The sequence below is a fragment of the Streptomyces sp. NPDC045701 genome (assembly GCF_056432045.1).
Genome location: NZ_JBWKJV010000014.1, coordinates 86137 through 101583, shown reverse-complemented (window position 1 = coordinate 101583; position 15447 = coordinate 86137). Strand labels below are relative to the sequence as shown.

Genomic DNA, 15447 nt, shown 5'->3' with positions numbered 1-15447 from the left:
CACGCATTCACTCGCAGCTCGATCCAGGAGACACCTATGCCGTCGCACAACCCCGAGGCAGCACCCTCCGCGCAGGCCGCCCACTGGCGATCCCAGCTGGCCTCGCTCACGGAGACCTCCGGCTTCCTGCCCGACTTCCGCCCGCCGACGGACCGGGAACAGGTGTCCACCGCCACCCACGCCGTACGCCTCGGTCCCGAACTGACCGCACGGCTCGACCGCGTCAGCCGCGAACGGCCGGAGAAACTGCACGTCGTGCTGGCGGCCGTGCTGATCGCCCTCGTCGGCCGCTACACCGGCCAGGACGACGTCGTCGTCGCCCAGCCCACGCGGGGCGCCGCCCCCGGCCACGCCGCCGGCCCGCTGCTGCTGCGCACCGACCCCACCGGCACGCTCCGCGAGCTGCTCGCCCGGGTCACCTCCGCCGTCCGGGAGGCCGAGCGCCACCAGGACTGCGACGTCGCCGCGCTCGCCGCGGAACACGGCCGCCCCGACGCCTTCGGCACCGCCCTCGAACTCACCGGCTTCCACGACCCCGGGTACGCCACGCCCGCCGCCACCCGGTTCACCGTCTCCCGCGAGGACGACGGCCTCGTCGTCACCGTCACCTACGACACCGGCCGCCACGCCGAGGACTCGATCCGCCGCATCGCCACCCACTACGCCCTCCTGCTGGACCTCGCCACGTCGGAACCCGACCGCCAGGTCACCGACCTGTGGCTGTGGACCGACGAGGACGCGGCGATCATCGAGGCGAGCAACGCCACCGACCGGCCCTTCGACCGCGACGCCACCCTGCACGGCCTGTTCACCGCGCAGGCCGCCCGCACCCCCGGCGCTCCCGCGCTCCTCACCGACACCGGCACCGTCACGTACGGCGAGCTCGACGCCCGCTCCGACCGGCTCGCGCACACCCTGCGCGGGCGCGGTGCCGGCCCCGGCTCCGTCGTCGCCGTCGTCGCGGAACGCTCACCCGAGATGATCACGGCCCTGCTCGCCGTGCTGAAGGCCGGTGCCGCCTACCTGCCCGTCGACCCGTCCTACCCGAAGGCCCGGATCGACTTCCTCCTCGCCGACAGCGGGGCCCGCCTCGCCCTCACCCAGACCCGCTTCGCCCCGCTCCTCGGCGACACCCCGGCCCTCGACCTGGAGGACGCCACCGCCTACGCGGACACCGACGGGCCGGTCGAACCGGCGGGCAGCGCCGAAGACGTCGCGTACGTCATCCACACCTCCGGCTCGACGGGCCGGCCCAAGGGCGTGCAGGTGGAACACCGCAGCGCCGTCAACCGGCTGGCCTGGATGCAGCACGCCCACCCCCTGGACGCCGGGGACGTCATCCTCCAGAAGACCTCCATCTCCTTCGACGTCTCCGTCTGGGAACTGTTCTGGTGGTCCCTCGCCGGAGCCGCCCTCGCCCTGCCCGCCCCCGGCGCCGAGAAGGATCCCGCCCAGCTGCTCACCGCACTCGACCGGCACTCCGTGACCACCCTGCACTTCGTGCCGTCGATGCTCAGCATGTTCCTCGGTCACCTCGACCGCTTCGGCGACGCCGCGAAAACCCGCACCCTGCGCCGGGTGTTCGCCAGTGGCGAGGCCCTCACCCCCGCTCAGGCGGCGCAGTTCGCCGACCTGCTTCCCGAGGCCCGGCTGATCAACCTCTACGGCCCCACCGAGGCGACCGTCGACGTCACCCACCAGACCGTCACCGGCCTGGCCGACGCGGCCCGCCGCGCCCGGCTGCCCATCGGCCGGCCGATCGACAACATCCGGATGCACGTCCTCGACGGCCGGGGCCACCCCTGCCCGGTCGGCATGCCCGGGGAGCTCCACGTCGCGGGGGTCGGCCTGGCCCGCGGCTACCTCGGCCGACCGGAGCTCACCGCCGAGAAGTTCACCGACGGCGCGGCGGTGGGCGAGGAACGCCTCTACCGCACCGGCGACCTGGCCCGGTGGCTGCCCGACGGCACCCTCGACTACCTGGGGCGCGTCGACCTCCAGGTGAAGGTCCGCGGCTTCCGCGTCGAACCGGGCGAGATCGAGGAACGGCTGCGGGCCCACCCGGGCGTCCGGGACGCCGCGGTGGTCGCCGTCGACGACGGCCCGGCCTCCTCGCTGCGCGCCTTCGTCGTACCGGGCGGCGAACCGCCCGCCGAGAGCGCGCTCAAGGATCACCTGCGCGACGCGCTGCCCGCCTACATGGTGCCCGGCCGGATCCTCGCCCTCGACGAGCTGCCCCTGACACCCAACGGCAAGCTGGACCGCGCCGCGCTCCGCGGCCCCGACGCGCTGCGCCCCAAGGCTCCGGGCCACGTCGCCCCGCGCACCGAACACGAGAAGGCCCTCGCGGAGATCTGGCGCGAGGTCCTCGGACGCGACCGGATCGGCGTCGACGACAACTTCTTCGCCCTCGGCGGCAACTCGATCCACTTCGTCCCGGTCCTCGCCAAGGCGCGCGAGGCGGGACTGGAGTTCACCTTCCAGCAGCTCTTCAGGCACCAGACCATCGCCCGGCTGGCCCGCTGCATCGAGGACGCGGACGAGACCGCGACGACCGAGGCGGACGTCGCCGCCCGCGGGGCGTTCCAGCCCTTCGAGCTGATCGGCGACGCCGACCGCGCCCTGCTCCCGGACGACGCCGAGGACGCGTACCCGCTCTCCATGCTCCAGGCCGGGCTGATCTTCCAGACCGAGATCACCGGTGGTCTGGGCCAGTACCACGACGTCCTGAGCTACTCGATCACCGGCACCTTCGACACCGGTGCCTTCACCGAGGCCGTACGCCTGCTCACCGCGCGCCACCCGATCCTGCGGACCACCTACCACCTCACCGGGTACAGCGAGTTCCTCCAGATCGTGCACCGCGAGGTGGATCCGCCGCTCACCGTCGCGGACCTGCGCCACCTCGACGCGGCGGCACAGGAGGCCTGGCACCAGGACTGGCTGGCGAAGGAGAAGGCCCGCCCCTTCGTGTGGGAGGAGGGCGGTCTGGTCACCCTCCACGTCCAGGTCCTCGGCGACGAGCTGTTCCGCTACACGGTCAGCCAGCACAACTCGGCCCTGGACGGCTGGTCCATCTCGCTGCTGCACACCCAGCTGTTCGAGCTCTACCACCAGCTGCGCGAGGGCCGGGACACCTCCCGCCCGCCCGTCGACAACCACCTGCGCAACTTCGTCGGCCTGGAGACCGAGGCCCTGCGCTCCCCGCAGTCACGGGACTTCTGGCTGAAGGTGCTCCAGGACCCGCACCCGGCCGACGTCCCGCCCCGGCCCGGCGCCGAACCCACCGACGACTTCCGCGTCGTCCTGCGCGACGTGCCCCTGCCGGCCGGGCTCACCCGGCGCGTCGAGGCGACCGCCGACGCCCTGTCCGTCCCCTTCAAGGACGTACTGCTCGCCGCCCACATGAAGGTCCTCGCCCTGGTGTCCGGCCAGGACACCGTGATGACCGGCTACGAGCACAGCGGCCGGCCCGAGCTGCCGGGCGCGGAAACCACCCTCGGCCTGCACCTCAACACCGTGCCGTTCCAGGTCGGCCTCGCCGGCGGAAGCTGGGCCGACCTGATCCGCCGGGTGTACCGCGCGGAACTCGACCTCCTGCCGCACCGCCGCTACCCCATGGCGCGGATGAAGCAGGACCTGGCCACCCAGCGGGTCCTGTTCAGCACCACCTTCAACTTCACCCACTTCTACCTGCTCCAGGACCTCCAGAAGCTGCCGGAGTTCTCGATGCTGGACATGCGGGTGGACTCCGAGACGGAGTTCCCGTTCCGCACCGAGTTCTCCCGGCACTTCCTCGACGACGAGCTCCAGCTCTGCCTGCACTTCCACACCCACCTCTACGACGAGGCGCAGATCGACCGCATCGGCGGCTACTTCGTCCGGGTGCTGGAGCTGATGGCCGCCGAACCCGACGCGCCGCACGACGCCCACGCCCTGCTCGCCGAGGAGGACCTCGCCCTGCTGGGCCGCACCCCCGGCCCCGCCGCCCGGGCGGCGGCACCCACCGCCACCGCCACCGACGCGTCCGAGGCCACCGTCAGCCGCATCCGCGCGGCCTGGGCGTCCGTCCTCGGCACCACCCCCTCCGCCGTCCCGCGCGACGGCGACTTCTTCGACCTCGGCGGCAACTCCCTCTCCGCGCTGCGGGTCGTCCTGGAACTCGACGGCCTGGTCACCCTCTCCGACCTCACCCGCACCTCACGCCTCGACGAGCTGGCCGCCCTGGTGGACCGCGCGGCGCGGCAGGAGGGAACCGGCCAGGAGGACGGCGCGCTGCTCCAGCGGCTCACCACCACCCCCGCCGACGCCGCCCGGGGAGCGGTGATCTGCGTCCCGTACCCCTGTGGCCACCCGGTCAACTTCAAACCGCTCGCCGAGGCGGTCGAGAAGCTGACCCCGGACCTCGTGGTGTACGGCGTGGAACAGCCGGGACACAGCCCCGAGCGCCCCGGCGAGTTCACCGACGTCACCGAGACCGTGCTGCGGGTCGTCGACGAGATCGAGCGGCGGGCCGACCTGCCGCTGATCCTCTGGGGCCACTGCGGCGGCGCCGCGGTGACCGTCGAGCTGGCCCGCGTACTGGAGGAGCGCGGCTTCGACCTCCGGCACGTCTTCATCGGGTCCAAGCTCCTGCCGCCCGTCTCCGACATGCGCGAGTCCATCGCCATGATCGACGGCTGGAGCGACGAGGAGATCATCCGGTACATGGTCGAGGAGACCGGCTACGGCGAGCTCGACGGCCTCGACCACCGCTACACGGCCTTCCTCGGCGACTCGTTCCGCCACGACGTCTGCGGGGGCTACCGCTACTTCATCGGTCGCACCGAGCAGCCGTCCGGGCCGCGGATCGAAGCACCGTTCACGGTCGTCGTCGCCGACGACGACAAGGGCCTGGCCCACGCCTCCGACGCCTACCGCTCCTGGGAACTGCTCGCCGGTGACGTGCGCTTCCAGCGGCTGGCGTCCGGCGGCCACTACTTCGTCCGAGGAAACCCCGCCGGTACCGGCGAACTGATCGAGCGGGCGTGGGCCACCACGACCGAGATGGAGGGCTGACATGCAGCAGATACCCGTCCTGTGCTTCCCCTTCGCCGGCGCCGGCGCCTCCGTGTACCGCCGCTGCCAGGAGTACGGCAGCGACACCGTGCTGGTCACACCCGTCCAGCTCCCCGGCCGTGAGGAGCGCTTCGGCGAGCCGCTGCACACCGACGTCGTCACCGCCGTCGACGACCTGCTGCCGTCCGTGCTCGACCGGATCGCCGGCAGCCCGGCCGTCGCCCTGTTCGGCCACAGCCTCGGCGCCGTCCTCGCCTACGAGATGGCCCACCGGCTGTGCGCCCTGGGCCGGCCCGAGGTGGTGAAGCTCATCGTCAGCGGCTCGCCCGGACCGTGGACGCAGCGCCGCACCAGGGCCACCGGCCTGACGGACGAGGCGTTCCTGGCGCAGGTGCGGGAGTTCGCCGGGTACACCCACCCGGCGCTGGAACACCCCGACCTGCGGGAGATGCTCCTGCCGCCGCTCCGCGCCGACGTGGAGATGCACGAGAACTACCGCGCCCCGGCCGGCAAGCCCCTGCCCGTCCCCGTCGTCTCCGTACGGGGCGACCACGACGAGCTGGTCTCGCGCGAGGAGGCGGGGGAGTGGGAGGCGGCGACCACGGCCGGGTACCACCACGCCGAACTCCCCGGGGGGCACATGTACGTGGTCGAGTCGCCCGACGGCCTGATGCGGCTGCTCGACGCGGAGCTGGCCGGACTGGCGGTGAGACGGTGACGACCCCCGCCCTGACGGCACCCCACGCGTCCCCCGCACCGGCCGGGCGCCCACCCGGCCGGCTCGCCGGGAAGGCCGCTGTGATCACCGGTGCCGCGCGCGGCATCGGCCGGGCGTGCGCGGTGGCGTACGCCCGGGCCGGCGCCGACCTGCTCCTCACCGACATCGGCCGCGACCTGCCCGGGGTGCCCTACCCGCTGGGCACGGCCGACCAGCTCGCCCACACCGCGCTCCTCTGCCGTGAGCAGGGCGCCGGCTCCGTCGTCGTCACCGTGCCGGCCGACGTCCGGGACACCGAGGACGTCCGCGCGGTCGTGGAGGCGGCGCTCGACCGGTTCGGCAGGATCGACGTCCTGCTCAACAACGCCGGGATCGCCGCGCCCTCCGGCAAGACCGTGCACGACATCACGCCCGACGAGTGGGACCTGATGCTCGACGTGGACGTCTCCGGCGCCTGGCGGATGATCCGGGCCGTCGGCGGCGCGATGACCCGCCGGCGTTCGGGCAGCATCGTCAACGTCGCCTCGACCGCGGGGCTGGTGGGCTACCGCCACTTCGCGGGGTACGTCACCGCCAAGCACGCGCTCGTCGGCCTGACGAAGGCCGCGGCCCTGGACCTCGCGCCGTTCGGGGTACGGGTGAACGCGCTGTGCCCCGGCTCGGTGCGCGACGACGAGGCGGCCGAGGGGCGGATGCTCAGCGAGATCGCCCGCTCCCTGGACGTGCCCGTCGAGGAGCACGAGCAGACGTTCGTGGCCGCCCAGCCGATGAACCGGCTCATCGAGCCGGACGACGTGGCGGGCGCCGCGCTCTGGCTGGCGTCCGACGAGTCCCGGCAGGTGACCGGCTCGACGGTCACCGTGGACGGAGGGTTCACCAGCCGATGACCGACGACCACTTCACCGATCCGTCCGCCGCGGGACGGCTGTGCCGCGCCGTCGCCCTGCGCGTCCACACCGGCGCCGACCCCGAGCGGCTGGGCCGCGGGCTCGCGCTGCCCGGCAGCGCCGGCGGAGCCCGGCTGTGGGTGGAGGACGTGCCCGACGGCGCGGAGTCCCCCGGGGCGGCCCTGCTGCGGGAACGCGAGCTGACGCGCCCCGCCGACCCGGCGACGGGACCCGGCCTGCGGGCCGTCCTGCTGCGGTACGCCGACGGGGCCGCCGACCTCGTCGTCGTCGCCCACCGGTCGGTGCCGGCGGACCCGTACGAGCTGGCCCGGGCGCTGCTGCTGGAGCCCGCCGCACCGTCCCCGGAGGAGCCCGCAGCTCCGGCCACCGCGCCCGTCACCACACTCGTCACCGCGCCGGCCCCGGAGGCGGACGGCGCATCCGGTGACGCGGCGGCGCGGCTGCGCGAGCAGGTGGCCCGGCTCGACCGGGTACCGGCCCCCGACTGGGGGCTCGGCGAGCCCGGCGCGCCCACCGCGGGCGCCCGCCCCTTCACCCTCACCGTCCACGGCGACGCACCGGCGGCCGTCACCGCGGCCGCGGCGCTCGGGCTGGTCCTGGCCCGCTGCACCGGCGGCCGCGAGGTCGAGCTGGGCGTGGACCCCGGGCACAGCCTGACGTTCACGGCCGACCCGGCGGCCACGGTGGGGGAGTACCTGGACCGGATCCGGCGCGCCACGCCCGCACCCTCCCGCGCCCCGGTGGCGGGGCTGTACGTCACCGAGCCGGCCGAGGTGCTCACCGGCGAGGGCCTCAAGGCCGAAACCCTCGCGACCAGGCCGTTCCTCGCCCCGCTCCACCCCCTGTCGGTGCACGTGACCGACGACGGCTCCACCGCGCTGTCCGGTGTGTGCCACCACCGGCGCTCCGTCCTCGGCGACGCCGCCGTGGAGTGGCTCACCGGCATGCTCGTCACCGCCCACCGGGCGCTGGGCACCGCCCGCCCGGACACGCCGCTGGCGGGCGTACCGCTCTTCGACGACGAGCAGCGGCACCGCCTGGCCGTCCTGGGCGGACTGGGACGCACCCCCCCGGCACCCGGCACGACGGGGGGCGAGCGCATCGAGCGGACGGTACGGTCCTGGGCCCAACGGACACCGGACGCCACGGCCCTGACGTACGAGGGCCAAGATCTGACGTATCGTCAGCTCGACGAGCGGGCCGAGCGGATCGCCGGTTCGCTGCGGGCGCTCGGCGTCGCACCGGCCGACCGCGTGGGCGTCTGCCTGGACCGCACGGCCGACCTCGTGGCGGTGCTGCTCGGCGTGCTCAAGACCGGCGCCGCGTACGTCCCGATGGACCCCGCCTACCCGGCGGACCGGCTGGCGTACATGACCGAGGACGCGCGACTGTCCCTGGTCGTCACGGAGTCCGAGGCGTTCCCCGCCCTGGAGGGGGTACGGACCGTACGCCCCGGCTCCCTCACGTCCGGGGCCGCGGACGGCGCCCCCGCGCCGCACACCCTGTCCGCCGACGGCGCCGCCTATGTGATCTACACCTCCGGCTCCACCGGCCGCCCCAAGGGCGTCGTCGTCCCGCACCGCAACGTCGCGGCCCTCATGGACGCCACCCGCGAGGACTTCGGGCTGGGCGACCGGGACGTGTGGACGCTCTTCCACTCCAGCGCCTTCGACTTCTCCGTCTGGGAGATCTGGGGCTGCCTGACGACCGGCGGCCGGCTCGTGGTCGTGCCCTACTGGGCCTCCCGCGACCCGCACCGGTTCGCGCGGCTGCTGGGCGACGAGCGGGTGACCGTCCTCAGCCAGACCCCGAGCGCGTTCGCCCAGCTGATGGAGGCCGACCGCGCCGAGCCGGTGACGGACTCGGTACGCCTCGTCGTCTTCGGCGGCGAGCCGCTGGACACCCGCCCGCTGCGGTCCTGGCTGGACCGCCACCCGGCGTCGAGGTGCCGGCTCGTCAACATGTTCGGCATCACCGAGACCACCGTGCACGTCACCGCCCAGACCGTCACCCGCCGCGAGGCGCTGACCGGTTCGCGCTCGGTGGGGCACCCGCTGCCCGGCTGGCACGTCTCGGTGCTCGACCCCGAGGGCCGCGAACTGCCGCCGGGCGTCGCCGGCGAGATCCACGTCGGCGGGGCCGGAGTCGCCGGACAGTACCTGAACCGGCCGGAACTGACCGCCCAGCGGTTCGTACCCGACCCGCACGCCCCCGGTCCCATGTACCGCAGCGGCGACCGGGGCCGGCTCCTGCCGGACGGCAGACTGGAGCACCTGGGACGCCTGGACAACCAGGTGAAGCTGCGCGGCTTCCGCATCGAGCTCGACGAGATCCGCGCCCGGCTGCTGGACGCGCCGGGGGTCGCGGCGGCCGCCGTGGTGCTGCGGCAGAAGCCCGGCGACGCGGCCGGCGCCCGGCTGGACGCCTACGTGGTCCTCCGCGGCGAGGACGCCGGGCCGGACGGCGACGGCGACCGGGGCCCGGACGGCACCGCGCCCCCGGCCGGCACCGAGGAGGTGCGGCGGCACGCGGCACGGTTCCTGCCGGAGCACATGGTGCCGTCGACGGTCACCGCCCTGCCCGCCCTCCCGCTCACCCCCAACGGCAAGATCGACACGGCCCGGCTGCCCGAACCCCTCACCGGCGGCGGACCGGGCGCGCGGGGCCCGGCGGACGGGGACGGGGAGGCGGGGGACCTGGAGACCCGGCTGAGAGGTGTGTGGGAGAAGGTGTTCGGCTTCCGCGTGGGACCGGACGACGACTTCTTCGCCCTGGGCGGCAACTCACTGCTCGCCGTACGGCTGCTGGCCGCGCTCCGCGACGCCGCCATGCCCGTCTTCCCGCTGCCGCAGCTCTACCTGCACCGCACCGTACGGGCCCTGGCGGCCTTCCTCGACACGACGGAGGCACGCGCATGAGGAAACCGCTGGCGCTCGTCGGCGCGGGCTCGCAGACCTACCGGGAGTACCTGCTGCGCCCGGTGGCCGACGCGTACGACGTCCACCTGCTCGCCGACCGCGCGCCCACCTGGGAGGCGCCGTACCTCACCGGGCACACCGTCGTGGACACCGCCGACCCGGCCGCGCTGGCGGCCGCCGCCGGGGCACTGGGCTGCGCGGGGGTCATCACCTGGGACGACACCCGGGTCGTGCAGACCGCCGAGCTGGCCCGGCTGCTCGGCCTGCCCGGCAGCCCGCCCGAGGCAGTGCTGCGGTGCCGCGACAAGCGCGCCACCCGCGAGGCGCTGCGTGCCGCCGGGGTACCGCAGGCCGAGTCGGTGCCCGTCACCTCGCTCCCGCAGGCCCGCGTCGCCGCCGCCCGCGTGGGCTACCCGCTGGTGCTCAAACCCCGGGCGCTGAACGCCAGCACGGGCGTGGTGAAGGTGGAGTCGGCCCACCTGCTGGCGAGCCGGTTCCGGCTGGCCCGCGCGGCGACCGCGCCCGGTGCCGTGGAGGTGGCGCCGGGGGACGTCCTGGTCGAGGAGTACCTCGACGGCCCCGAGATCAGCGTGGACGCGGCCTGGTACCGGGGCCGGATGTCGCTCGCCTTCGTCGCCCGCAAGGACTGCGGCTACCCGCCGTACTTCGAGGAGGTCGGCCACCTCGTCGACGGCCGCGACCCGCTGATGGACGACCCCCGCGTCCGGGACGTGCTGACCGGCGCGCACCGAGCCGTCGGCTTCACCACCGGCTGGACCCACACCGAGCTGCGGCTCACCGCCGAGGGCCCCAAGGTCGTGGAGATCAACGCCCGGATAGGCGGCGACCGCATCCCCGACATCGGGCGGCTCGCCCTCGGCGTCGACGCCGCGCTCGTCGCCGCCCGCGTGGCCTGCGGGGAGGAGCCCGACATCCGCCCCGACCGGCACCGCGTGGCGGCCGTCCGCTTCCACTACCCGGAGGCGGACTGCATCGCGCGCCAAGTGGTGATCGACCACGCGGCCCTCCCCGCCGGCGTGGACTCCGCGCTGGCCGTCGCCCTCCCGGGCCAGGAACTGCGGCTCCCGCCGCACGGCCATGTCGCCGGCCGCTACGCCCTGGTCACCGTCGTCGGGGACACCCGCGAAGGCTGCCTGGCCGACCTCGACAAGGCCGCGCCCGCGATCGGTCTGGAGGTGCTGCGCCCGCTGTGACGCACCGGGTGCGCCGTGACACGCGACGCCCGCGTCACGACGCACCCCCCGTCACCCCTCGCCGGGGCCGGGGACGCAGCGGGAGGCCGATGCCCTGCGGGGCTCGGCACGCACCAGGTGCGCGCGGTGCCCGCTCCGAGCCGGACGGCCGCGGCCCCCCGCCGCCGGCCGAGCCCCATGAGGGTGCTGTGAGCGAATCCAGAGCTTGGAACGCGGTTTCGAAATGGACGGCCGCCCCGCACACTGGATCACTGTGAGCGAAGGACCGGACGACGACCAGGAGCGGGATCGCGACCCGCCGGGCGACCGGGGCACGTGGCCCGTGGACGGCTACGCGTGCCCGGAGGACGACGACGCCCCGCCCCACCGGGGCCGGGTGGTTCTCGTGGCGGTGCTGGTGCCCGTCGTGGGAGCGGCCGGGGGCGCGGTGGGGTCGCTGTTCCGGGGCGCGGCCTCCACCCTCGTCCCGCTGCTCCTCCTCGCCGCGGTCGTGGCCTTCTTCCTGTGCTTCGCCCTCTTCTCGCTGAGCGCGGTCTGGCTCCTCGACAAGGCGTCGGTCGCGGTCGCCCACGTCAGGGCGGTACGCGGGCGCCGCGACGGCGGTGGGCCGGGAAGGCGTTGACGGGTCGGCGCCGCCGGCTCCACTCCACCTTCCACGTACGTACGCACGGACACGCGCGTGCCGTGACCGTCGCCGGTCACGGCACGCGCCCCCACGGCCCGGCGCCCGGACGGGCGCGGCGCGCACCGTCAGCCGCGCTGCCAGAGCGCCGGGACGTTCGGTGGTTCCCACCCGGCCTGCGCCTGGTGGCCCTGCAGACAGCGGTACGTCGCACCGCCGTACGTGACCTGGTCACCGGCCCGGTAGACGGTGCCGGCCGCCCATGTGCCGCCCGGCTCCCCCGGGTCCGGCGGGTCCTCGGGACCGGTGGTGGTCCTCAGCGTCAGCCCGTACGCCTCCAGCAGCGGGTTGATCGGCTGGTGGTACGTCGTACCGCCGCTGCGGCAGTCGCCCGAGCCCCCGGAGGTGACGCCCTGCGCCTGGCTGCCGGAGATGTACGAGCCACCGGAGTCACCCGGTTCGGCGCACACCGATGTGCGGGTCACCCCGCTGATGGTGCCCTCCGGGTACGTCACGCTGGTGTTGTGCTGCTGGATGGTGCCGCAGTGCCAGCCCGTGGTGGAGCCCGAGCGGCAGATCGAGGCGCCGACCGGCTGCTGGACCGAGCCGGTGACCTGGACGTTCGCGCCGCCCGCGCCCTTGACGTACGGGGTCGCCGTCCAGTTGGTGTTCGTCGCCACCCAGGCGGTGTCCCGGCCGGGGAAGGTCGAGGCCTGGAACGAGCCCTGCGCCACCTGGTTGTACCCGGTCGTGGTGGTGCCGGCCCGGCCGCAGTGCCCCGCCGTCGCGAAACCCTGCTGGGTGCCGCGGGTGACCGGGAAGCCGACCGAGCACCGCCCGGAGCCGCCCATGTAGTACGCGTCGCCGCCCCTGATGTCGTACAGCGGGCGCGGTCGCTCCCGGGTCGGGACGACCCGTATCCGCGACCGGTCGGCGGCGCCGACGCGGGCGGTCAGCGACGCCGCGGCCCCCCGGTCCGCGGCGCGGACCACCACGGAGTTGGTGCGGACGTCCACGTACCAGACGGGTACGCCGACGTCGGCGGCGGCGCGTGCCGCACGGTCCAGGGCCGACTTGGTGCGGTCGAGTTCCGCCAGGCTGTGCGGGACGACGTCGGCCTCGGCGCCGCTCGCCCTGATCGCCGCCGCGTCGGCCGCGCGCGTGGTGGCGACGGTGAGGACGGACGACGCGGCCCCCTCGACCCAGGCGCCCGCGTACGAACCGGCCAGCCGCTGCTGGAGACGGGCGGCGGTCTCGCCCGCCGCCGCCTCGTTGACCAGTCGCTGCCGCGCCTCGGACTCGGTGAGGCCCAAGTCCCTCTGCATGGCCCGCAGCACGTCCGGCCGTACGGCGGACACGGCGAGCGTGGCGGCCGCCGTACGGGCCGTCGGCGCGGGCGCGGGGCCGGGGAAGCGGCCGTCCGACGGCGCGGCCGCGGCCCCCTGCAGTGCCGTCAGGACCAGCGCGCCCACGGTCGCGGCGCCCACGCACGCGGCTCTGGCGTGTCGGTGGAACATGGAGGGGTCTCCTCGGTGTCGGAAGTGGGGGGGTGGGGCGGTGTTCCGAAACCGTAGGGAGCGCGGGCCGGCCGAGGGAGCTCCCACTCGGCCCCCTGCACGGCGTTATGGGGTCACCGGGCGGCCCGGCCGCCTCTGCCCTGCGGGCCTTCCCGTGCCTCGCCGGGGTCCCGGTCCCCGCCCGGACGGGACGCCAGCCAGCGGGTGTAGCTCCCGCTGCGGGCGACCGCCGCCCGGTGCGCCGCGCGCAGGTGTCCGGCCATCCGGGGCGCGTCCACCGCGACGGGCGCGTGCGGGTGCCGGCCGAGCAGGTGCCGCCACACCAGGGGCGTGCCCGCCAGCGGCCGGGTCACCATGCCCGGTGTGTCGGGGAACGTCGCCCGGCACAGCCCCACGGCGCGGCCCACCTGGACCAGGTGGACGCAGGACGCGATGTCCGCCTCGTACACGGACGCCGGTGTGAAGCCGGCGCGTACGCAGGCGGCGGTGAAGCAGTCGGCGAAGCACCCGTCACCCGGTACGTCCGTCCACGACTCGCCGGCCAGTTCGCGGAGCTCGACCTGGCGCCGCGAGGCGAGCGGATGGCCGGCGGCCAGCATCACGAACACCGGGTCGCGCGCCGCCTCGGTCCACACCAGCCGGCCGGGTTCGGGCGGAGGGCTCTCCCCGCACGTGCCGATCAACGCGTAGTCGAGCCTGCCCTCCACGGTGGAGGTGGCGATCTCGCCCTCGGACCACGAGGTGTGGGTGACCACCGCGACGCCCGGGTCGGCGGACGCGATCCGGTCGACGAGCCCGCCCAGCAGCGGCCCGTGCGTCCCGCCGATGCGCAGGGAGCGCCGCGCGGCGCCGGCCGGCGACCCGGACCGGGCGAACCGCGCCGCCTCCTCCTGGAGTTCGCGCACCGCGGGCAGGACGACCCGGGCACGGTCGAGCACCAGGGCCCCGAGAGCCGTCGCGCGCACCCCCTGGCGCCCCCGTTCGAAGAGCTCGCCGCCCAGTGAGCGCTCGATCCGCTTCAGCTGGGCGCTCAGTGCCGGCTGCGCGAGGCCCAGGGCCGTGGCGGCCTTGGTGAGGCTGCCGGCGTCCGCGATGGCCCTGATCGTCCTGAGGTGCCGCAACTCCAGTTCCATACCGGCAGCTTGACGCCCGGTCGAACCACGCGGCAATACAAAGGTCCGGACCAATACGGACGGCCCCGCGCGGCCCACGCACGAGTCCCCCGAGCCGCTCGGGTGCGCGGTCCCGCGCCGGCGGCCGGCGCCGCGTGCGGGCGGGGCGAGTCTGTGTGACGCTGACGGCGGAAGCGGGTCGCCCGGCCCCGGTCGTCCGACCCCCGCGACGACGAGACGGAGTGGGACGTGAACCAGCTCGGAGACAAGCCGGAAGAGGTCCGCAAGCGGCTCGAGGACGAGAAGCGGAAGGCCCGGCGGGAGCACGAGGACGGCCCCGCCGAAAGGGCGGAGGGCGAGACCGGCCCCGCCGCCCCCAAGGGGCCGGTGCCAGGCGACGCGCTGCGCGAGAGGCACCCGGACGCCGAGGACCGTCAATGAGCGCCCGCGAACATTGGTAACGTAGCGCCACACTGTGGTTACGCGGGGGTGGTGAGGTGGGCGTGCTCGCCGGCGATGAGCACCATCCCGGGACGCTTCCCGTGCAGCGCATGGGCCCCGGGCACCACGCGTTCCTGTGCTACGACGACGGTGCGCCCGGCTGGGACGTCCTGGCCGCGTTCGTCTGGTCCGGCCTGGCCCGGGGCGAGAAGGTCATCGTCCTCGGACCGCCGCGTCTGACCGAGGCGCAGGTCCGGTCGCGACTGCAGGGAGCCCCCGGGCTGCTGTCCGCGTCCGGGTACGAGAGGGCGCAACTGGAGCTGAGCAGCATGCGGGAACTGATCCTGCCGGACCGGCGGTTCACCGCCGACCGGCAGTGGCAGCGGATCGTCGAGGAGTCCGCGGCCGCCCGCGCCGAGGGGTACACCGGGCTGCGGGCGTACATCGACATGGGCTGGGTCGCCGACCTGGGCGCCGGCCTCGACACGATGATGGACCGCGAGTGGCGGGCCGGCCACCTCTTCACGGACGGCTTCTACAGCGAGGTGTGCGCCTACGACCGGCGGCGTTTCCCCGAGCCGGTCCTGGAGGCCATGTGCCGGGCCCACCCGGAGAACCTGCTGCCCCGCCTCGGCCACCTGCGGTGCCGGCACGGCGACGGCACCCTCCGCGTCATCGGCGAGGCGGACGCGGCGACGCACGACCAGTTCACCCGCGCCCTCGCCGACCTGCTCCGGAACCCCGAGCCGCCGGCCGGGTCCCTCACGGTCGACCTGCTGCGTACGGGTTTCCTCGGCGCCGAGTCCGCGGCCGAACTGGTCCTCCTGCTCGACCGGGCGCCGGTCCACCGGCCGGTGAGGATCCGCTGCTGCGAGCGGCACGCACGACTGCTGCGCCGCCTCGGCGCGGACCCGGCCGTCCTCGATGTGACGGGGTAGG

At 74.8% G+C, this 15447-nt stretch carries 10 protein-coding genes; 8 read left to right on the top strand and 2 right to left on the bottom strand.

Annotated elements, in window-relative coordinates:
- Positions 1-36: 36 nt before the first annotated feature.
- The 6 genes from AC07DW_RS17600 to AC07DW_RS17575 all read left to right on the top strand — a co-directional run bounded on the left by AC07DW_RS17600 (position 37) and on the right by AC07DW_RS17575 (position 11438).
- Positions 37-5058: an amino acid adenylation domain-containing protein gene (locus AC07DW_RS17600; RefSeq protein WP_478858556.1), complete on the top strand. Its 5022-nt coding sequence runs from the start codon at positions 37-39 to the stop codon at positions 5056-5058.
- A 1-nt stretch (position 5059) separates the two neighbouring features.
- Positions 5060-5776 (top strand): thioesterase II family protein, encoded by a 717-nt coding sequence (locus AC07DW_RS17595; RefSeq protein WP_478858555.1) that lies wholly within the window; start codon positions 5060-5062, stop codon positions 5774-5776.
- Between the two features lie 11 nt (positions 5777-5787).
- The gene (locus tag AC07DW_RS17590; RefSeq protein ID WP_478858600.1) at positions 5788-6663 is read left to right on the top strand and encodes an SDR family oxidoreductase; all 876 of its coding nucleotides are present in this window, start codon (positions 5788-5790) and stop codon (positions 6661-6663) included.
- Positions 6660-9602: an amino acid adenylation domain-containing protein gene (locus AC07DW_RS17585; RefSeq protein ID WP_478858554.1), complete on the top strand. Its 2943-nt coding sequence runs from the start codon at positions 6660-6662 to the stop codon at positions 9600-9602. Before AC07DW_RS17590 ends, AC07DW_RS17585 begins: the two co-directional genes overlap by 4 nt.
- Entirely contained in the window at positions 9599-10816 is a 1218-nt protein-coding gene (locus AC07DW_RS17580; RefSeq protein ID WP_478858553.1) for an ATP-grasp domain-containing protein, read from the top strand. Before AC07DW_RS17585 ends, AC07DW_RS17580 begins: the two co-directional genes overlap by 4 nt.
- 253 nt (positions 10817-11069) lie before the next feature.
- Positions 11070-11438 carry a hypothetical protein gene (locus AC07DW_RS17575; protein WP_478858552.1) on the top strand — a complete coding sequence of 123 codons (369 nt, stop codon included), beginning with the start codon at positions 11070-11072 and terminating at the stop codon, positions 11436-11438.
- Between the two features lie 128 nt (positions 11439-11566).
- Here AC07DW_RS17575 and AC07DW_RS17570 read toward each other — a convergent pair whose 3' ends face one another.
- Both AC07DW_RS17570 and AC07DW_RS17565 read right to left on the bottom strand, forming a co-directional pair.
- The gene (locus AC07DW_RS17570) at positions 11567-12955 is read right to left on the bottom strand and encodes a carbohydrate-binding protein (RefSeq protein WP_478858551.1); all 1389 of its coding nucleotides are present in this window, start codon (positions 12953-12955) and stop codon (positions 11567-11569) included.
- Between the two features lie 113 nt (positions 12956-13068).
- On the bottom strand, positions 13069-14088 hold the full coding sequence (locus tag AC07DW_RS17565; protein WP_478858550.1) for a LysR family transcriptional regulator: 1020 nt from the start codon (positions 14086-14088) through the stop codon (positions 13069-13071).
- A gap of 228 nt (positions 14089-14316) precedes the next feature.
- Here AC07DW_RS17565 and AC07DW_RS17560 point away from each other — a divergent pair, with 228 nt between their 5' ends.
- On the top strand, positions 14317-14508 hold the full coding sequence (locus AC07DW_RS17560; RefSeq protein WP_478858549.1) for a hypothetical protein: 192 nt from the start codon (positions 14317-14319) through the stop codon (positions 14506-14508).
- A gap of 62 nt (positions 14509-14570) precedes the next feature.
- Entirely contained in the window at positions 14571-15446 is an 876-nt protein-coding gene (locus tag AC07DW_RS17555) for an MEDS domain-containing protein (protein WP_478858548.1), read from the top strand.
- Position 15447: the final 1 nt, after the last annotated feature.